The sequence below is a fragment of the Streptomyces sp. NBC_01465 genome, assembly GCF_036227325.1.
In the GTDB taxonomy this organism is placed as follows: domain Bacteria; phylum Actinomycetota; class Actinomycetes; order Streptomycetales; family Streptomycetaceae; genus Streptomyces.
Genome location: NZ_CP109467.1, coordinates 982,062 through 998,677 on the forward strand (window position 1 = coordinate 982,062; position 16,616 = coordinate 998,677).

Sequence of the window (16,616 nt, forward strand, 5' to 3'; positions counted from 1 at the left end):
CGCGGGCTCAGGAAGTGGGGCGGCCCGTCGCGACCGCGTAGAACGCCACCGCGGCGGCCGCTCCTACGTTGAGCGAGTCGACGCCGTGCGCCATCGGGATGCGTACCCATTCGTCGGCTGCGACCAGGGCCTGTGTGGACAGGCCGTCGCCCTCCGCGCCGAGCATCAGTGCGACGCGGTCCAGGCGGTGCGGGGCGGCGTCGTCGATGTCCGAGGCCTTCTCGTCCGGGGTGAGGGCGAGGAGCTTGAAGCCCGCCTCCCGTACCGTCTCCAGGCCGCGGGGCCATGACTCCAGGCGTGCGTACGGCACCGAGAAGACCGCGCCCATCGAGACCTTCACCGAGCGGCGGTAGAGCGGGTCCGCGCAGTCCGGGGAGAGCAGCACCGCGTCCATGCCGAGGGCTGCCGCACTGCGGAAGATCGCGCCGATGTTGGTGTGGTCGTTGACCGACTCCATGACGACGATCCGGCGGGCCGTACGGAGCAGCTCGTCCGAGGTGGGGAGCGGCTTGCGCTGCATGGAGGCGAGGGCGCCGCGGTGCACGTGGTAGCCCGTGACGCGCTCGGCGAGCTCGGGGCTCACGGCGTAGACCGGCGCGGGGAGTTCGTCGATGACGTCGCGCATGACGTCGACCCACTTGGCGGAGAGCAGCATCGAGCGCATCTCGTAACCGGCGTCCTTGGCGCGTCTGATGACCTTTTCGCCCTCGGCGATGAACAGGCCCTCGGCAGGCTCGCGCTTGCGCCGGAGTTCTACGTCGGTCAGGCCCGTGTAGTCGCGCAGGCGCGGGTCGTCGGGGTCATCGACAGTGATGAGATCAGCCACAGGGTGATACTGCCTTGTCCTGGGTGTGGTGCCAATGTGGGGAGCTTGATCGGTTACTGCGGGGTACGTGCGGTGGCCGGTGTGCCGACGTTCACGACCGGGCCGATCACGATCACGGCCGGGGGGCGTACGTCCTCGGACTTGGCCTTGTCGGCGACCGTCGCCAGGGTCGCGTCCACCCGGCGCTGGGCCGCCGTGGTGCCCTCCTGGACCAGGGCGACGGGGGTGTCCGGGGACTTTCCGTGGGTGATCAGGGTCTGGGCGATCGCGCCGATCTTGTCCACGCCCATGAGGATGACCAGGGTGCCACGGAGCTTGGCGAGGGCCTGCCAGTCGACGAGCGAGCGGGCGTCGTCAGGGGCCACATGGCCGCTGACCACCGTGAACTCGTGGGCCACGCCCCGGTGGGTGACCGGGATGCCTGCCGCGCCGGGGACGGAGATCGAGCTGGAGATGCCGGGGACCACCGTGCAGGGGATGCCCTCGGCGGCGAGCGCCTCGGCCTCCTCCATGCCGCGGCCGAAGACGAAGGGGTCGCCGCCCTTGAGGCGGACGACGGCCTTGCCCGCCTTGGCGTGCTCGATGAGGGCGTTGTTGATCGCCTCTTGGGCCATGTAGCGGCCGTACGGGATCTTCGCGGCGTCGATCACCTCGACGTGCGGCGGGAGTTCGTCGAGCAGGTCGCGCGGGCCGAGACGGTCGGCGATGACGACATCGGCCTCGGCGAGGAGGCGGCGCCCGCGCACGGTGATCAGGTCGGGGTCGCCGGGGCCGCCGCCGACGAGGGCGACGCCGGGGGTGCGGTTGCGGTGCTGGGGGGCGGTGAGGGTGCCGTCGCGGAGGCCCTCGACCACCGCGTCCCGTACTGCCGCCGAGCGGCGGGGGTCGCGGCCGGTGAGGACGGCGACCGTGACGCCTTCGCTGCGGCCCGTTGCCGGGGTCCAGGCGGTGGCCGCCTCGGCGTTGTCGCTGCGGACGCACCAGGTGCGGGTGCGCTCGGCCTCGGCGGACGCGGCGTTGTTCGCCTCGGTGTCCGCGGTGGCGATCAGGGCGTACCAGGCGTCGGCGAGGTCGCCTTCGCGGTACGTGCGCTTCTCCCAGCGGATCTCGCCCGCGTCCGCCATCGCTTCGACGGAGGGGGTCGCGGAGGGGGAGATCAGGACGATGTCCGCGCCGGCCGCGATGAGGGCGGGGAGGCGGCGCTGGGCGACCTGGCCGCCGCCGATGACGACGGTGCGCCGGCCGGAGAGGCGGAGTCCGACGGGGTAGGCGAAGTGGTCGTCGGACATGGCGGCGGCTCCTCGTGCGGGGTGCGTGTGCGCTGGTGGGAGGGGGTGCGGGCCCACTTTACGGGGGGCGGGGGGCGGGGGTGTTTCGGTGGCCTCCGGGCGGGCGGGCCTGGGGTGTGAGGACCTCCCCCAACCCGCCCCTTCCCGAAGCCGGGGCGCTGCCCCGGACCCCGCGAAAAGATGTCCTCAAACGCCGGACGGGCTGAAAATCAGCCCGATCAGCGCTACTTCTCCGTTACGCCTGCCGAGTCGAACGTCGCCACCTCGTGCATCGCCCTTGCCGCGCTCTGGACCACCGGGAGGGCGAGCAGTGCGCCCGTGCCCTCGCCGAGGCGGAGGTCCAGGTCGACCAGGGGGCGCAGGCCCAGCTTGTTGAGCGCTGCTACGTGGCCGGGCTCCGCGCTGCGGTGGCCCGCGATGCATGCCGCGAGTGACTCCGGGGCGATCGCGCGGGCGACCAGGGCCGCTGCTCCGGTGCTCACACCGTCCAGGATCACCGGCGTACGCAGGGAGGCCCCGCCGAGGATGAAGCCGACCAGAGCCGCGTGCTCCAGGCCTCCGACCGCGGAGAGGACGCCGATCGGGTCCGCCGGGTCCGGCTTGTGGAGCTCCAGGGCGCGGCGGACCACGTCCACCTTGCGGGCGTGCATCTCGTCGTTGATGCCGGTGCCGCGTCCGGTGACCTCCGTCGGGTCCTGGCCGGTGTAAACACAGATCAGGGCTGCCGACGCGGTGGTGTTGGCGATGCCCATCTCGCCGGTGAGCAGCGCCTTGTTGCCGGCTGCGACCAGGTCGCGGGCGGTCTCGATGCCGACCTGGATCGCCGAGAGGACCTCGTCGCGGGTCAGCGCCGGGCCGGTCGTGAAGTCGGCGGTGCCGGGGCGGACCTTGCGGGGCAGCAGGCCCGGGGTGGCCGGGAGTTCGCCCGCGACGCCCACGTCGATGACGCAGACCTCGGCGCCGACCTGGTTGGCGAAGGCGTTGCAGACCGCTCCCCCGCCGAGGAAGTTGGCGACCATCTGGGAGGTCACTTCCTGGGGCCAGGCCGTGACGCCCTGGGCGTGCACCCCGTGGTCGCCCGCGAAGATCGCGACGGCCGCGGGCTCCGGGATCGGCGGCGGGCACATCCGGGAGAGACCGGAGAGCTGCGCGGAGATGATCTCCAGCATGCCGAGCGCACCGGCCGGCTTGGTCATCCGCTTCTGGCGCTCCCACGCCTCGCCGAGCGCCTTGGCGTCCAGCGGGCGGATGTTGGAGATCGTCTCCTGTACGAGGTCGTGCGGCTCCTCGCCGGGGAGTGCACGGCGGCCGTACGTCTCCTCGTGCACGACCCAGGAGAGCGGGCGGCGCTTGGACCAGCCCGCCTGCATCAGCTCCGGCTCCTCGGGGAACTCGTCGACGTACCCGACACACAGGTAGGCGACGACCTCGAGGTGCTCGGGGAGGCCGAGGGAGCGGACCATCTCGCGCTCGTCGAAGAAGCTGACCCAGCCGACGCCGAGGCCTTCGGCGCGCGCGGCGAGCCAGAGGTTCTCGACGGCGAGTGCCGAGGAGTACGGGGCCATCTGCGGCTGGGTGTGCCGGCCGAGGGTGTGGCGGCCGCCGCGGGTGGGGTCGGCGGTGACGACGATGTTGACCGGTGTGTCGAGGATGGCCTCGATCTTCAGTTCCTTGAACTGCTTGGCCCGGCCCTTGGGAAGGGACTTGGCGTAGGCGTCGCGCTGGCGCTGGGCCAGTTCGTGCATGGTGCGCCGGGTCTCGGCGGAGCGGATGACGACGAAGTCCCAGGGCTGGGAGTGGCCGACGCTCGGGGCGGTGTGGGCCGCTTCGAGGACGCGGAGCAGCACCTCGTGCGGGATGGGGTCGCTGCGGAATCCGTTGCGGATGTCGCGGCGTTCGCGCATCACGCGCAGGACGGCTTCGCGCTCGGCGTCGTCGTAGCCGGGGGCGGGAGCGGACTCGTTCTCGCTCCCGTTCTCGCTCTCTTCGGCCGTCAGCGGTTCTGCGACCTGGTCGGCCGGTACGGACTCGGGCTCGGTCACCGGAAGGGTCTCCGGCTCCTCGGTGGCCGGGAGTTGGGCCGCGGGGCCGCCGTCGCGGGGCGCCGGTACGGTCGCCGCCGACTCGGACGCCGGGGCCTGGGCCTGGGCCGGGTCGGGCTCCGGCGCGGGTGCCTCGGCGGGTGCGGCCGCCACGACCGGCTCGGGAGCGGGCTCGGGCTCCGCCACGGGGGCCTGCGCCACCGGAGCGACCGGCTGCTCGACGGCCGGTTCCGGTACGGGCTCGGGCCCGGGCTCGGGCGCCTGTACGGGCTCGGGCGCTTGTACAGGCTCGGGCTGCGGCACCGTCATGACGGCCACCGGCGTCGGGGCGAGGTGCGGGGTGGACGGGAGGGAGCCCTCGACCGCCACGAACTGGCCCGAGGCCTGAACCTGGGGCAGGCCCTGGGGCTGCAACTGCGGCTGCTGCTGCACGGGCTCCATCACGAACGGCGCGGGAGTCTCCGCCGGGGCGGACTCGGCGGCCACGGGGGCCGCCGGTGTTGCCGGAGCCGGGACCTGAGGAGCAGGTGCCGGAGGCGCGAGAGGCGCGGGCTGCTCGGCGGGGGTCTCCACCTGCTGCACGACAGCGACCGGTTCGGGAACGACCGTTTCTGCTGGTGCGGCAGGGGCCACGGCGTCCACGGAGAACTGCGGCGGCGTCTGGACCTGGGCCTGAACCTGGGCCTGAACCTGCGCCAGGACCGGCTGGGGCTCGGGCGTCCAGGCGGCCTGCGGCGGGATCTCGCCGAGCTGCGGGCCCGGCAGGCCGGGCGCATCGTCGACGGGGATGTCGAAGTACTCGGGGCCCGTGGTCGGCGGTCCCGGGTTCCGTACGGGCACCGGATTGGCCGGCGTCGCGGTCGGACCGCGATCGGCCAGCGAGCGCACCACACCGGCGGACGCGTCGGGCATCGGCGGGCCCATGTGCAGCGGCCTGCGGGCCGGCGGAGGCGTCGGGGCCGAGGTGGTCGCCGGGGCAGGAGCGTCGAACTGGGCGCGTACGTCGCTCAGGTCCACGGAGCCGGAGTCCCGGCCGCCCGCCTCGTGCGCGGCGTACTCGGGTACCGGTGCCGCGGCGGGGACGGGCTGAGGATCGCTCCAGGCGCCCGCCGATGCGGGCATCAGCAGCAGATCGTCGTCTTCGGCGGTGTTCTCGGAGGGGTCGAGGAAGGTGTAAGCACCGGGGGCGGGGATGCCCGGCTGCTCCACCATGCCTGCGTTCTCCGGCTGTCCCTCGCCCGGGATCTGGCCGGTGTCAGTCATGCGTACCCCTCGCCCATCGACTAGCGCTCTTTCGGTCCCGCCGTACCACACCGGGGCCCCAAGAGGTGGCCCTTTTCAGGACATTGGCCTACGAAATGCCGAACGCCCAGCCGCGGTACAACAGTCGGCCAGCCTACCCCGCGCCGTACTGGGGCAGGGTCAGGGGGAGGAACCGTCTCGACGCCCGGACACCAGGAAAACAACCGAGCGCTCGCGCTCCGTCCAGGCGCGTGTGTCCAGGTCGACGGATTGCAACAGGGCGCATTCGACGGTGTATCCCCCCTCCGCGAGGGCCGCTCCGAGGGCCTCTGCCTCGTCGCGCGTGGCGGCGTGCGTCACGATTCGCTCGGGCCTTCGGTCGGCACAAGCTGTGACAACTGCCACGCCCCCGCCGCCGATCCGGACCACGTCGGGCTCGGGCAGCCGCTCCAGGACGTGCGGCGCCCGACCCTGAACGGCCTGCAGTTGTACGCCGAAGCGCCGGGCGGCGGCCTCGGTCCGCGCGCAGTTGCCCGAGTCGGCGTCGACGGCGATGACGGCCGCTCCGAAGCGGGCCGCCTCGACGGCCAGGGCTCCGCTGCCGCAGCCGATGTCCCAGACGAGGTCGCCGGTACGCGGGCCGAGCCGGGCCAGTTGGGCCGCGCGCAGGCCGGCCGACTCGCCCTCGCCGAGGTTCTCCCCGTACTCCGCCTCGGGCAGCGCCCAGCCGCGTACCGCAGGGGTGTCGCGCAGCCCCGTACCGCCGATGACGATGACCACGTTGGGGTCGCGCCAGGCGTGGTCGGCGGCCTTGTCGGAGGTGAGGACGGTGACCTGTTCGCGCTCGGTGCCGAGCTCCTCGCAGATCACGAAGGTGCGGTGGACGCCTTCGAGGAGGAGGGCGAGTTCGGCGGGGCCCGCACCGGGCGAGGTGAGGACGGCGACCTTGGCGTGGGCGCGGCAGACGTTGACGGCACGGCGCAGGGTGCGCGGGTGCGCGACGACGACTTCCGCGTCGTCCCAGGGCATTCCGGCGCGGGCGAAGGCGGCGGCGACCGACGAGACCGCGGGGACGACCTCGACCTCCAGGCCGTGTTCGGGGGCGCGCAGGGTGCGTACGACACCGTGGAATCCGGGGTCGCCGTCGGCGAGGACGACCGCGCTGCCGCGGTGTCCGGCGATCCGGCGGGCGGCGAGGTCCACGCTGCCCAGACGGATCCTTTCGGCACTGGGCGGCACCTCGGGGAGCGCCAGATGGTGTGCGGCCCCGGCCACCAGGGTGGCGGCGGAGAGGGCGGACCTGGCGGCGTCGGTGAGCGGCGAACCGTCCCAGCCGATCACCGTGACGCGGTCGGCCATCTTCGTCAGTCTCCTGGAGTCGTCGCAGGTGGGGCGGGGGGAAAGAGCACCGTGAGAGTACCTGTTACGGCCGGGGACCGCTCATGGCATCAGTTCCAGTCGGTGAAGGTCCCGTATCCGTTGGCGTCGGCCATCAGGTCGGGGACGCCTTCGAGGTCCTCGGGGAGCAGGCTCCAGACGATGAGGTCGGTGCGGATGTCGGTCCAGCCGCCGTCGGTGCCGTTCTCGGTGCGCGTACGCGCTATCCAGGCGTTCCGGAGCACGCCCTCGCTGATGCAGCCGATCTTCTGGGCGACCTGCTGGGACGCGGTGTTGTCGGCGGGGGTGCGGAGTTCGATGCGTTCGAACTTCTGGTCGCGGAAGAGCCACTGGGCGACGGCGAGGACCGATTCGGTCGCGTACCCCTCGCCGCGTGCCCAGGGGGCGGTGACGTAACGGACCTCGGTGGCCAGGGTGCGCCAGTTGGTGGCGCGGAGGTGGACGGTGCCGACCAGGCGCTGGGTGAGGAACTCGGTGACGGCCAGGACGATGCCGCGGCCCGCGGTGCGCTCGGCGGGGGCGATGCGGCGGACCCAGCGTTCGCCGTCGATCTGGCGGTACGGGTGCGGGGCCGAGGTCCAGGCGGTGACCATCTCGTCGTTCATCATGTCGGTCAGCGACGGGATGTCCGCCTCCTCGAACGGGCGCAGCACGAGCCGGTCCGTACTGATGGAGATGTCCGGGAAGGTGCTCGTCATGTGCTGCTCCATGGGGCAGGGACCGTCGCGTCGTAAAGGCACAGCATGCAGCATGGGACCGGTGATGTGCATGGGCGGGTGGGTACGGGGAAGGCCCCGCACACCCGTGTTCGGGGTGTACGGGGCCTTCGTCCTCAAGGGCCTTGCGGGGGTCAGGACTTGACGGCGCCGAAGGAGGGGATGACCGAGCCGTCGGCGTACGTCTTCTCGATGTACTGCTTCACCTCGTCGGAGTTGAGCAGCTTCTCGAGCTTCTTCACGCGCGGGTCGTCCTCGTTGCCCTTCTTGACGGCGAGGAAGTTGGCGTTGGGGTTGTTGGTGCCCGACTCCAGGACCAGGGCGTCCTTCGACGGCTTGAACTTCGCTTCCAGAGCGTAGTTGCCGTTGATGACCGCGGCGGTGACGTCGTCCAGGGAGCGGGGGGTCTGCGCCGCCTCGATCTCCTTGAACTTCAGGCCCTTGGCGTCCTTGATGTCGGACACGGTGGCGGTGGAACCCGCGCCGTCCTTGAGCGTGATGATGTCGTTGGCAGCGAGCAGCTGGAGTGCGCGGCCCTCGTTGACGGCATCGTTGGGGATGGCGATGGTGTCGCCGCTCTTCAGCTCCGAGGCCTTGGTGTCCTTCTTGGAGTACAGGCCCATCGGCTCGACGTGGACGTTCTCGACGCCCACGATGTGCGTGCCGTTCTTGGCGTTGAAGTCCTTGAGGTACGCGGCGGTCTGGAAGTAGTTGGCGCCGATGTCACCGTCCTCGAGGGCGGTGTTCGGAGTCACGTAGTCCGTGTACTCCTTGATCTCCAGCTTGAGACCGGCCTTGGCAGCCAGGTTGTCCTTGACGAACTTGAGGATGTCGGCGTGCGGGGTGGGGCTGGCGCCCACGACCAGGGCGTCGTCCGGGGACGAGCCGGCCTTGCCGGAGTCCGAGCCGCAGGCGGTCAGACCGATGGAGAGGGCGGCGACGGCCACGGCGGTGGCGGAGAACTTGACAGAAGTACGCACGAAGAGTGCCTTTCTTGCGGATGGTGCGGGATGGATCCGCCCGGCAAAGGGTCCGGGCTCAGGGGAGAGAAAGTCTCAGGCGGTACGGAGCCGCAGACGGCCGAGCAGGCGCGTCTCGGCGCGACCGGTGCCGCGCTTGGCCAGTGCGCTCACGATCAGGTCGCCGATGAGCTGGACCAGGACCACGAGGACCACCAGGAGGGCGACCGTGACGAGCATGAAGTCCGTCTCGAAGCGCTGGTATCCGTAGCTGATCGCGAGCGCGCCGAGACCGCCGCCGCCGACCGTGCCCGCCATGGCCGAGTAGCCGATGAGGGCGATGATCGTGGTGGTGATGCCGGAGACGAGCGACGGCAGGGACTGCGGCAGCAGCGCCTTGCGTACGACGGTCCAGGTGGAGCCGCCCATCGACTGCACGGCTTCGACCAGTCCGTGGTCGACCTCGCGCACGGCGGTCTCCACGAGGCGGGCGAAGAACGGGATCGCGCCGATGGAGAGCGGCACGATCATCGCTTCCGCGCCCAGGCTGGTGCCGACGACCATGCGCGTGAAGGGGATCAGCGCCACGAGCAGGATCAGGAAGGGGAAGGAGCGCGCGACGTTGACGACGAAGCCCACGACCTTGTTGACCGGGGTGTTCTGCAGCAGTCCACCGCGGTCGGTCAGGACGAGGAGCACGCCCAGCGGCGTACCGACAACTACGGCTATGAGTGCCGACCAGCCGACCATGTAGAGGGTGTCCCAACACCCCTGGGACAGCAGCGGCTGCATCTCGGACCAGGTCACTTGGCACCTTCCTTCACCAGGACGGGCGCGTCTTCGCCCGCCACTTCGACCTGGAGCCCCTGCTCGCGCAGGAATCCGATCGGTACGACGTTCTCCTCGAAGCGGCCGGGCAGTTCGATCCGCATCCGGCCGATCTGCTTGCCGGCGACGGTGTCCATCGCGGCGCCCAGGATGGAGATGTCGATGTTGTACGTACGGGAGAGCTGCGAGATCACCGGCTGCGTCGCGGCCTCACCGTGGAAGGTGACGTCGACGACGGTGCGGTCGGCGCCGGACGGTTCGCCGCCGACCGGGAAGAGCGTGCGGGCGAGCTCGGAGCCGGGCGTCGCGAGGATCTCGCTGACCGTGCCGGACTCGACGATCCGGCCGCTCTGCATGAGCGCGGCCGAGTCGCAGACCGTCTTGACGACGTCCATCTCGTGCGTGATGAGCAGAACCGTCAGTCCGAGCTGCTGGTTGAGGTCGCGCAGCAGCTGGAGGATCGAGCGGGTGGTCTCGGGGTCGAGGGCGCTCGTCGCCTCGTCGGAGAGCAGCACCTTCGGGTCGCCTGCGAGTGCGCGGGCGATGCCGACGCGCTGCTTCTGACCGCCGGAGAGCTGCGCCGGGTAGGACTTCGCCTTGTCGGCGAGGCCGACCAGGTCGAGGAGTTCGAGTGCCTTGCGGGTGCGGTCGCGACCCGTGACGCCGAGGATCTCCAGCGGCAGCTCGATGTTGTCCTGCACCGTGCGCGAGGACAGCAGGTTGAAGTGCTGGAAGACCATGCCGATACGGGTGCGTGCCGCGCGCAGTTCCTTGCCCGCGCGCGGGCCCCGTCCCGCCAGCGCGGTGAGGTCGACGCCGTCGACGGTCACCGTGCCCGTGGTGGGGCGCTCGAGGAGGTTGATGCAGCGGATCAGCGAGGACTTGCCGGCGCCGCTCTGGCCGATGACGCCGTACACCTCGCCCTCTCGGACATGAAGGTCGACGCCGTCCAGGGCGGTGACCTCTCGGCCGCGCGAGGCATAGACCTTCGTCAGGCCGGTGGTGGTGATCACAGAAAATCCGTCACTGTCGAGTGCGCGGCGCGATGTCCGCCGGGCACGGGGCATTCGTCTGGAAGCGCAGCACGGCCACAGCAGTGGCTACCTGAAGTACCTGGAGGCAATTCGTGCGCGGGGCAGGCTCTTGGTCTCGCTTCGGGGCGCGGGACTCAGGCGGGGACCCTCAGAAGTCGCACATTCGACACATACAACGAGCACCGGGCGTCATCATCGCCTCGGTCGCAAGGGTGCGGCTGCTCGTCGTGGTCATGCAGGCAAGTAAACCAGACATGAGTACGGGGCCAGGGAGGATGTCCGAATAGCGGACGCCCTCGTCTCACGTCAGCCGGCCGTCGTGATCTCCAGTCCACCTGCCACGACCTGCACCGATACCTCGGAGAGATCGGTGAGGACGACGTCGGCGACCAGCTCCGAGCGGTCGTGCGTTGTGGCCAAGGCCACGGTCTTCATCCCGGCCGCGCGCCCCGCCTGGAGTCCTGCGGGGGCGTCCTCGAAGACCACGCAGCGCGCCGGATCGACGCCCAGGCGAGCGGCGCCGAGGAGGTACGGCTCGGGGTCGGGCTTGCCGCGGGTGATGTCGTCGGCGGCGATCGTCACCTTGGGGGTGATGCCGACTTCGGCGAGCCGGGCCTCCGCAAGACGGCGGCCGGCCGAGGTGACGACGGCCCAGCGGTGCGGGGGCAGTGAGGCGAGGAGGGCCGCCGTGCCGGGGAGGAGCTCGACTCCCCCGCGTACGTCCTCGACCTCCAGCTGTTCGATCCGGGCCAGGGCGCCGGGCACGGTCTCCGCGGGCAGCAGGTCGGCGACGATCTCGGCGGCGGGGCGGCCGTGCAGTTCGATCGCGGCGAAGTCCGCCGCCGTGACGCCGTACTCCTGCGCCCACCGCGTCCAGCAGCGGTTCACCGACTCCAGGGAGGAGACGAGGGTTCCGTCGTTGTCGAACAGGAGGGCATCGGCGTAGATCTTCATGGTCGTCGACCCTACGTGCGGGGCCGGGGCCGCGCGCATCGGGCCTTTCGCCGCGTAATACCCTCGACGTCATGCTTGACGCCCTCACGTTCGCGGTCGCAGCCGCCGCGCTCGTACTCGCCGCCTGGTGCGGTCATGCCGCCTACCGGGACCAGCCCACCAAGGACTGGCACTTCATCGGCATGGCCGTCGTCTCGGTCCTCGCCCTGGTGCAGATGGTGATCGGCTTCGTGCAGCTGGGGCGCGGGGAGCGGCCGGAGCAGGGCACGGCGGTCTTCGTCGCGTATCTGATCGGCGCGTTCGCGGCCGTCCCCGCCGCCGGGGTGCTGTCGCTGTCCGAGCGGACCCGGTGGGGTTCGGTGACGGTCTCGGCCGGGGCCGTGGTGCTTGCAGTGCTCGAAGTACGGCTCTACGACATCTGGGGAGGCTGACGATGACCGCAGCTGAGGAGAAGCCGGCGTACCAGCTGGGCACCGGGCCCGGACGGGTCCTGGTCTGGTTCTACGGCGTCTTCACCGTCGCCGCCGCGTCCCGCTCGATCGTCCAGATGATCATGGACTTCGGCAAGGCGCCGCTCGCCTACACGCTGTCCGCCGTCGCGGCCGTGGTGTACGGATTCATCACGTACTCCCTGGTGCGGGGCGGCGAGAAGGCCCGCAGGGCGGCGCTGGTGTGCTGCGCCGCCGAGCTGGTCTTCGTCCTCGTCGTCGGCACCTGGACGCTGGCCGACCCGTCCGCGTTCCCGGACGCGACGGTGTGGTCGGACTACGGGATGGGCTATCTGTTCATCCCGGTGATCCTGCCGGTGCTCGGCATGTTGTGGCTGCGGAAGGCCAAGCGCTAGGCGCTACGCGCTCGTTGCGTACGCCCCCGCCTCGGCCTCCTTCTCCAGGGTCACGACCGTGAGGGCCGGGCTCGCCTGGCGCGCGGAGATCTGGACGTAACCGTGGCTCCGGTAGAGCCGCAGGTTGTGCTCGCTGCGGTGGCCGGTGAAGAGCTGGAAGCGCTTGGCTGCCGGCTCCGCGACGAAATGGGCCTCTATGGCGTCGAGCAGCCTGCCGCCGAGGCCGTGGCGCTGCATGCGCGGGTGGACGATCAGCTTGCCGATCCTGGCCGTGCCGCCGGCATCGACCGTGCCGCGTACGGATGCCACCACCTCGTCGCCGAGGCGCGCCACCAGCGCGTACCCGTCGGCCAGTTCGGCCCCCAGGGCCTCGAGGGTCTGGGTGAGGGGCTCGATGGAGTAGTCGCCGTAGAGTTCGGCCTCGCTCTGATAGCACAGGTACTGGAGCTTCAGAATCTGTTCGGCGTCCTGCGCAGTTGCCGCATGGATGGTCACGCTCATGCCCATGTGTGCATGCCTCCCGCTCACCTGTTCCGCCGGTTGTCTAACGCTCCCTTCCCCTGACTCCGGGAGCTGCAACCTCCGCCGCCAGCATTCTGCGCAGGCATCCCAGGCAACGGGAACGAACCGGACCAAGACTCCCCTGTGACATTCCCAACTCCCCTGCGATCTCCCGGTAGGTGGGGTCGTCCGGGGAGAGCATCGCGGCGAGCAGTTCGGGGCAGCGGCCGGGCGTCCTGGTGACCGCCGCGCGCACCTCTCGGCGCTGTTCCGCAGTGAGGGCGTGGTGCTCGGGGCGGGTCTCGGCGGACTCGGACGGCTCGACGGCGTACGGGAGTTCACGCCGCGCCAGGCGCCGGGCCCGCCGCGCCTCGGCCCGTACGGCGGAGCGCACCCAGCGCCTGGGCTCCGCCGGGGTCTGCTCCAGGAGCCGTACCCAGACGGCCTGTTCGAGGTCGGCGGGGTCGATACCAGCGGCGGAGGCTTCGGCGGCGGCCTCTGCGGCGAGAAGCGGAGTCAGTTCTTCTACGAGGTTCATGCCGGGCGGGACGCGGCGGCCGCGGGCGGCGGTTTCCGCGGGGGCCGCATCTCACCCGTACGGGGTCAGCGGCGGTTGAAGTCCGCCGCGGCGAGGAGGGCGGTGTCCGCGTTGTCGGAGAAGACCCCGTCGATGCCGGTCTCGAAGTACCGCTGGAAGGCGCCGAACGCGTCGCCGTAGGCGTTGGGGTCGGTCCCCTTGCGGTACTCGGCGGGCAGGAAGGAGTTCTCGTTGCGCATCGTGTACGGGTGGAGGATCAGCCCCTGCGCATGGGCGTCGCGCACGAGCGTGGTCGGCTGGGTGAGCTTGCCCGACGCGTCCTTGGGGATGATCAGGTCGAGGGTGGGGCCGATGCCCTGGGCGTACGAGGCGATCCACTTGAGCCCGGCGGGCGTGACGAGGTCGTCGACCGTACGCAGGTCGCCCGACGCGACGAAGTCCCAGGGGCGGGTGCCGGCGCCGGAGAGCAGCACGACGCCGGGCGTCGAGACGAGCCGGGAGAGGCGCTGGATGGAGGTGGGCTCGAAGGACTGGAGGATCAGCGGGGAATTGCGGTGGTCGCGCCCGTACTTGCGGAGCAGCTTGACGACCCGCTCCTCCAGGCCGAGGCCGATCCCGCGGAAGTAGGTGGGGTGCTTGGTCTCGACGTACAGCCAGACCGGCTTGCCGCGCTTGCGCCCTTCCTTCTCGGCCCAGCGCAGCACCTCCTCGAAGGTGGGGATGGACCAGCGGCCGTCGTAGAGCGTGTTGCGCTGCCGGTTGCCCGGGATGCGCTCCTTGGCGCGCAGCGTCTTGAGCTCTGCAAGCGTGAAGTCCTCGGTGAACCAGCCCGTGATCGCGACGCCGTCGACGGTCTTGGTGGTCTTGCGCGCGGCGAACTCGGGGTGGTCCGAGACGTTGGTGGTCGCCGTGATGTCGTTCTCGTGCCGGCAGACGAGATGCCCGTCCTTGGTCGGCACGAGGTCCTGCTCGATGAGGTGCGCGCCGAGTTCGAGGGCGAGCTGGTACGAGCCGAAGGTGTGCTCGGGCCGGTAACCGGCGGTCCCGCGGTGCCCGATGACGGTCGGCACGGGCAGCTCCTTGTACGAGGCCCCGTGTCCCCCGCTGCGCTCGTCGGCTCTCGCCACGGCGGGCAGCCCGAACGCGGCTGTGGACAGCACAGCCGCTCCCAGTACGGTCCGCCGGCCGGGGCTCTTCTCCGCGCCCTGAGTCATGAAAGCTCCCTGTGTGATGTCCCGCACCTGTCAAAGCGAAGTGCCCGATGGTAGGCAGCCGGGGCTTACGAACGGGAGAGCGTGGACACAACGGCGTGGTGCGCGCAGGTGTCCAATCGACGCCCGTCGATCTTCTTGAGCGTTCGCTCAAAATGGGCTAGCTTGCAGTTTGAGCAAACGCTCAAAACCGTGAGAAGGAGGGGGCTTGCGGCCATGGGTCTGTACGTGGAGACCGTGATCGACGCCGATATGGACGTCCTCTGGGAGCGGACCCAGAACCCGGCGCTGCACCAGTCCTGGGACCTGAGGTTCACCTCGATCTCCTACCTGCCCCGCACCGAGGGGGAGCCGCAGCGCTTCCGCTACGCGACCCGGCTGCTGCCCCTCCTGTGGATCGCCGGCACCGGAGTCAGCGCGGGCGAGCGGCAGCGGTCCGACGGCACGCGCGTCTCGGCGCTGCGCTTCGCCTCGGACCACCCGCTCTCGCTGCTCGCCAAGGGCAGCGGCTACTGGCGCTACGTCCCCGGCCCCGCCGGGATCCGTTTCCTGACCGGCTACGACTACCGCCCGCGCTGGGGTCGCTTCGGGGCCCTCGCCGACCGGCTGGTTTTCCGGCCGCTCATGGGCTGGGCCACCGCCTGGTCCTTCGACCGGCTGCGACTGTGGTGCGAACGCGGGACCCACCCGCGCGCCGCCCTCACGCGCGCCCTCGGGGAATGCACCCTGCGTCTGGCCCTGGTCCTGGCCGTCCTGCTCGCCGCTCCCGTCGCCCCGCTCGCCCTCGCGGCCGGCACCGCCGTCCTCGCCGCCCTGCTGCCCCCGCTGCCCGGCACCCCCTCCGCACGCCGCTGCCGACGCACCCCGCCAGGGCGCGTCCGTGCCCCTCGCCTGCTTGCCACCCTGGAGCCCTCGTGACCTCGATCTTCCAGACCCACATGGGCGCCGACTTCGGCCGCCTGCACCCCGAGATCCGGCGGCGGTTCTCCGTCGGGCTCGACAGCGGCGAAGCGTGCGTCGGGCGCGGGACGATGGAGCGCATCCGCCACGGCGCCCCTTACGTCAAGCCGTTCCTCCGGCTCGGCGGCATGCGCAACATCCTCGTCCCGCGCGAGGGCCATGACGTGCCCTTCGTCATCGAGAACTTCCCCTACGTGGACTCCTTCGGCCGCGAGACCGTCACCTTCGTACGGACCTTCCAACTGCCCGACGGCCCCCACCGCTTCGACGCCACCATGGTCTTCAGCCCCGAGCGCGACTGCGTCCTCGACTACCTCGGCACCCACCAACACCTCGCCAGCGACCTCCACATGAGCGCCGAGCCCGACGGCTCGCTCCTCATCCGCTCCGGCGAGCACCGCTTCCGCGAGGGCCCCGTGGACGTGCACGTCCCCTCCCTGATCGCAGGCGAGGCCGAGGTCCGCGAGTCGTTCGACGAGAGCACCGGCAGCTTCCAGATCCGGGTGCGGGTGACCAACCGGCGCTTCGGCTTCCTCTTCGGCTACGAGGGCTCCTTCACCGCCGAGTACGTCAACGCGGGCGGGAGCGGACTCCGCGCCGGGCTGCGCCCCGTCCGCGAGGAGGCCCGCGCGTGAGCGCGTCCGGCGGGGCCACGCGCCTCAAACTCCTCGAAGGAGCCCTGCAGACCCTGGTCGAGCAGGGCATCGCCAAGACCTCGGCCCGCTCGATCGCGACCACTGCCGGAGTCAACCAGGCGCTGGTCTTCTACCACTTCGGCTCCGTCGACGAACTCCTCGCCGCTGCCTGCGTGCACGGCGCCGAACAGCGCGTCTCCCGCTACCGCGTGCGCCTCGCCGCCCTCGACTCCGTCACGGAACTCCTGGCCTTCGCCCGTACGATGCACGCCGAGGAACGGGCCGCCGGCCAGGTGGCCGTCCTCGGCCAGCTGCTGGCCGCCGGACAGACCGCCCCCGCCCTCGCGGCCGCGACCTCCGCCGGGCTCGCGCTGTGGATCGAGGAGCTGGAGACCGTCCTGATCCGGCTGCTCGCCGCGACCCCCCTGGCCGCCTTCGCCGACCCCGCCGGGCTGGCCCGTGCCGCGGCCGCCTCCTTCGTCGGCATCGAACTGTACGAGGGCGTCGACCCCGAGGGTGCCGCCCGCGCCTTGGACTCGCTCGAACAGCTCGCGGTCCTCGCTCAGGCCCTCGAAGGACTCGGCCCTCTGTCCCAACGGGCCATCACCCACGGGCTGCGCCGCCGCACCCGTGACTGAC

At 71.1% G+C, this 16,616-nt stretch carries 17 protein-coding genes; 5 read left to right on the forward strand and 12 right to left on the reverse strand.

Annotated elements, in window-relative coordinates:
- Positions 1–7 precede the first annotated feature (7 nt).
- The 9 genes from OG707_RS04370 to OG707_RS04410 form a co-directional block, all read right to left on the reverse strand.
- A complete protein-coding gene (locus OG707_RS04370; protein ID WP_329114509.1) occupies positions 8–826 on the reverse strand; it encodes a TrmH family RNA methyltransferase in 819 nt (272 codons plus the stop codon).
- 53 nt (positions 827–879) lie between these two features.
- Complete coding sequence (cobA, locus tag OG707_RS04375) at positions 880–2,115, reverse strand: uroporphyrinogen-III C-methyltransferase (protein ID WP_329114511.1); 1,236 nt, start codon at positions 2,113–2,115, stop codon at positions 880–882.
- A 224-nt stretch (positions 2,116–2,339) separates the two neighbouring features.
- On the reverse strand, positions 2,340–5,420 hold the full coding sequence (cobT, locus tag OG707_RS04380; RefSeq protein ID WP_329114513.1) for a nicotinate-nucleotide--dimethylbenzimidazole phosphoribosyltransferase: 3,081 nt from the start codon (positions 5,418–5,420) through the stop codon (positions 2,340–2,342).
- Between the two features lie 159 nt (positions 5,421–5,579).
- The gene (gene cbiE / locus OG707_RS04385; RefSeq protein ID WP_329114515.1) at positions 5,580–6,758 is read right to left on the reverse strand and encodes a precorrin-6y C5,15-methyltransferase (decarboxylating) subunit CbiE; all 1,179 of its coding nucleotides are present in this window, start codon (positions 6,756–6,758) and stop codon (positions 5,580–5,582) included.
- A gap of 89 nt (positions 6,759–6,847) precedes the next feature.
- Positions 6,848–7,495, reverse strand: a complete 648-nt coding sequence (locus OG707_RS04390; protein ID WP_329114518.1) for a GNAT family N-acetyltransferase — start codon at positions 7,493–7,495, stop codon at positions 6,848–6,850.
- A 152-nt stretch (positions 7,496–7,647) separates the two neighbouring features.
- Positions 7,648–8,493, reverse strand: coding sequence for a MetQ/NlpA family ABC transporter substrate-binding protein (locus tag OG707_RS04395; protein WP_329114520.1), 846 nt, complete (start codon positions 8,491–8,493; stop codon positions 7,648–7,650).
- A 75-nt stretch (positions 8,494–8,568) separates the two neighbouring features.
- Positions 8,569–9,279 (reverse strand): methionine ABC transporter permease, encoded by a 711-nt coding sequence (locus tag OG707_RS04400; RefSeq protein ID WP_329114522.1) that lies wholly within the window; start codon positions 9,277–9,279, stop codon positions 8,569–8,571.
- A complete protein-coding gene (locus OG707_RS04405; protein ID WP_329114524.1) occupies positions 9,276–10,313 on the reverse strand; it encodes a methionine ABC transporter ATP-binding protein in 1,038 nt (345 codons plus the stop codon). The genes OG707_RS04400 and OG707_RS04405 overlap by 4 nt, the downstream gene beginning before the upstream one ends.
- Positions 10,314–10,640: 327 nt before the next feature.
- A complete protein-coding gene (locus OG707_RS04410; RefSeq protein WP_329114526.1) occupies positions 10,641–11,288 on the reverse strand; it encodes an HAD family hydrolase in 648 nt (215 codons plus the stop codon).
- A 71-nt stretch (positions 11,289–11,359) separates the two neighbouring features.
- On the opposite strand from OG707_RS04410, the gene OG707_RS04415 reads away from it, so the two are divergent.
- Both OG707_RS04415 and OG707_RS04420 read left to right on the forward strand, forming a co-directional pair.
- The gene (locus OG707_RS04415) at positions 11,360–11,719 is read left to right on the forward strand and encodes a hypothetical protein (RefSeq protein WP_329114528.1); all 360 of its coding nucleotides are present in this window, start codon (positions 11,360–11,362) and stop codon (positions 11,717–11,719) included.
- Between the two features lie 2 nt (positions 11,720–11,721).
- Complete coding sequence (locus OG707_RS04420; protein WP_329114530.1) at positions 11,722–12,132, forward strand: hypothetical protein; 411 nt, start codon at positions 11,722–11,724, stop codon at positions 12,130–12,132.
- Positions 12,133–12,135: 3 nt separating this feature from the next.
- On the opposite strand, the gene OG707_RS04425 is transcribed toward OG707_RS04420, so the two are convergent.
- From OG707_RS04425 to OG707_RS04435, 3 genes are all read right to left on the reverse strand, one after another.
- The gene (locus OG707_RS04425) at positions 12,136–12,639 is read right to left on the reverse strand and encodes a GNAT family N-acetyltransferase (protein WP_329114532.1); all 504 of its coding nucleotides are present in this window, start codon (positions 12,637–12,639) and stop codon (positions 12,136–12,138) included.
- A 37-nt stretch (positions 12,640–12,676) separates the two neighbouring features.
- Complete coding sequence (locus OG707_RS04430; RefSeq protein ID WP_329114534.1) at positions 12,677–13,171, reverse strand: sigma-70 family RNA polymerase sigma factor; 495 nt, start codon at positions 13,169–13,171, stop codon at positions 12,677–12,679.
- A 65-nt stretch (positions 13,172–13,236) separates the two neighbouring features.
- The gene (locus tag OG707_RS04435) at positions 13,237–14,385 is read right to left on the reverse strand and encodes a glycerophosphodiester phosphodiesterase (RefSeq protein WP_329114536.1); all 1,149 of its coding nucleotides are present in this window, start codon (positions 14,383–14,385) and stop codon (positions 13,237–13,239) included.
- A gap of 213 nt (positions 14,386–14,598) precedes the next feature.
- Between OG707_RS04435 and OG707_RS04440 the strand changes: the two genes are divergently transcribed.
- Genes OG707_RS04440 through OG707_RS04450 form a run of 3 tightly spaced genes read left to right on the forward strand, consistent with a single transcriptional unit; the run spans position 14,599 to position 16,615 of the window.
- Complete coding sequence (locus tag OG707_RS04440; protein WP_329114538.1) at positions 14,599–15,300, forward strand: hypothetical protein; 702 nt, start codon at positions 14,599–14,601, stop codon at positions 15,298–15,300.
- Entirely contained in the window at positions 15,297–15,977 is a 681-nt protein-coding gene (locus tag OG707_RS04445) for a DUF4166 domain-containing protein (RefSeq protein WP_329114540.1), read from the forward strand. Before OG707_RS04440 ends, OG707_RS04445 begins: the two co-directional genes overlap by 4 nt.
- Positions 15,974–16,615: a helix-turn-helix domain-containing protein gene (locus OG707_RS04450; protein WP_329114542.1), complete on the forward strand. Its 642-nt coding sequence runs from the start codon at positions 15,974–15,976 to the stop codon at positions 16,613–16,615. The genes OG707_RS04445 and OG707_RS04450 overlap by 4 nt, the downstream gene beginning before the upstream one ends.
- Position 16,616: the final 1 nt, after the last annotated feature.

Bases quoted from the DNA above. Each gene is read 5' to 3' on its own strand.
- cobA (WP_329114511.1), bottom strand. From the start codon at position 2,115: ATGTCCGACGACCACTTCGCCTACCCCGTCGGACTCCGCCTCTCCGGC.
- cobT (WP_329114513.1), bottom strand. From the start codon at position 5,420: ATGACTGACACCGGCCAGATCCCGGGCGAGGGACAGCCGGAGAACGCA.
- cbiE (WP_329114515.1), bottom strand. From the start codon at position 6,758: ATGGCCGACCGCGTCACGGTGATCGGCTGGGACGGTTCGCCGCTCACC.
- OG707_RS04390 (WP_329114518.1), bottom strand. From the start codon at position 7,495: ATGACGAGCACCTTCCCGGACATCTCCATCAGTACGGACCGGCTCGTG.
- OG707_RS04410 (WP_329114526.1), bottom strand. From the start codon at position 11,288: ATGAAGATCTACGCCGATGCCCTCCTGTTCGACAACGACGGAACCCTC.
- OG707_RS04415 (WP_329114528.1), top strand. From the start codon at position 11,360: ATGCTTGACGCCCTCACGTTCGCGGTCGCAGCCGCCGCGCTCGTACTC.
- OG707_RS04420 (WP_329114530.1), top strand. From the start codon at position 11,722: ATGACCGCAGCTGAGGAGAAGCCGGCGTACCAGCTGGGCACCGGGCCC.
- OG707_RS04425 (WP_329114532.1), bottom strand. From the start codon at position 12,639: ATGGGCATGAGCGTGACCATCCATGCGGCAACTGCGCAGGACGCCGAA.
- OG707_RS04430 (WP_329114534.1), bottom strand. From the start codon at position 13,171: ATGAACCTCGTAGAAGAACTGACTCCGCTTCTCGCCGCAGAGGCCGCC.
- OG707_RS04435 (WP_329114536.1), bottom strand. From the start codon at position 14,385: ATGACTCAGGGCGCGGAGAAGAGCCCCGGCCGGCGGACCGTACTGGGA.
- OG707_RS04440 (WP_329114538.1), top strand. From the start codon at position 14,599: ATGGGTCTGTACGTGGAGACCGTGATCGACGCCGATATGGACGTCCTC.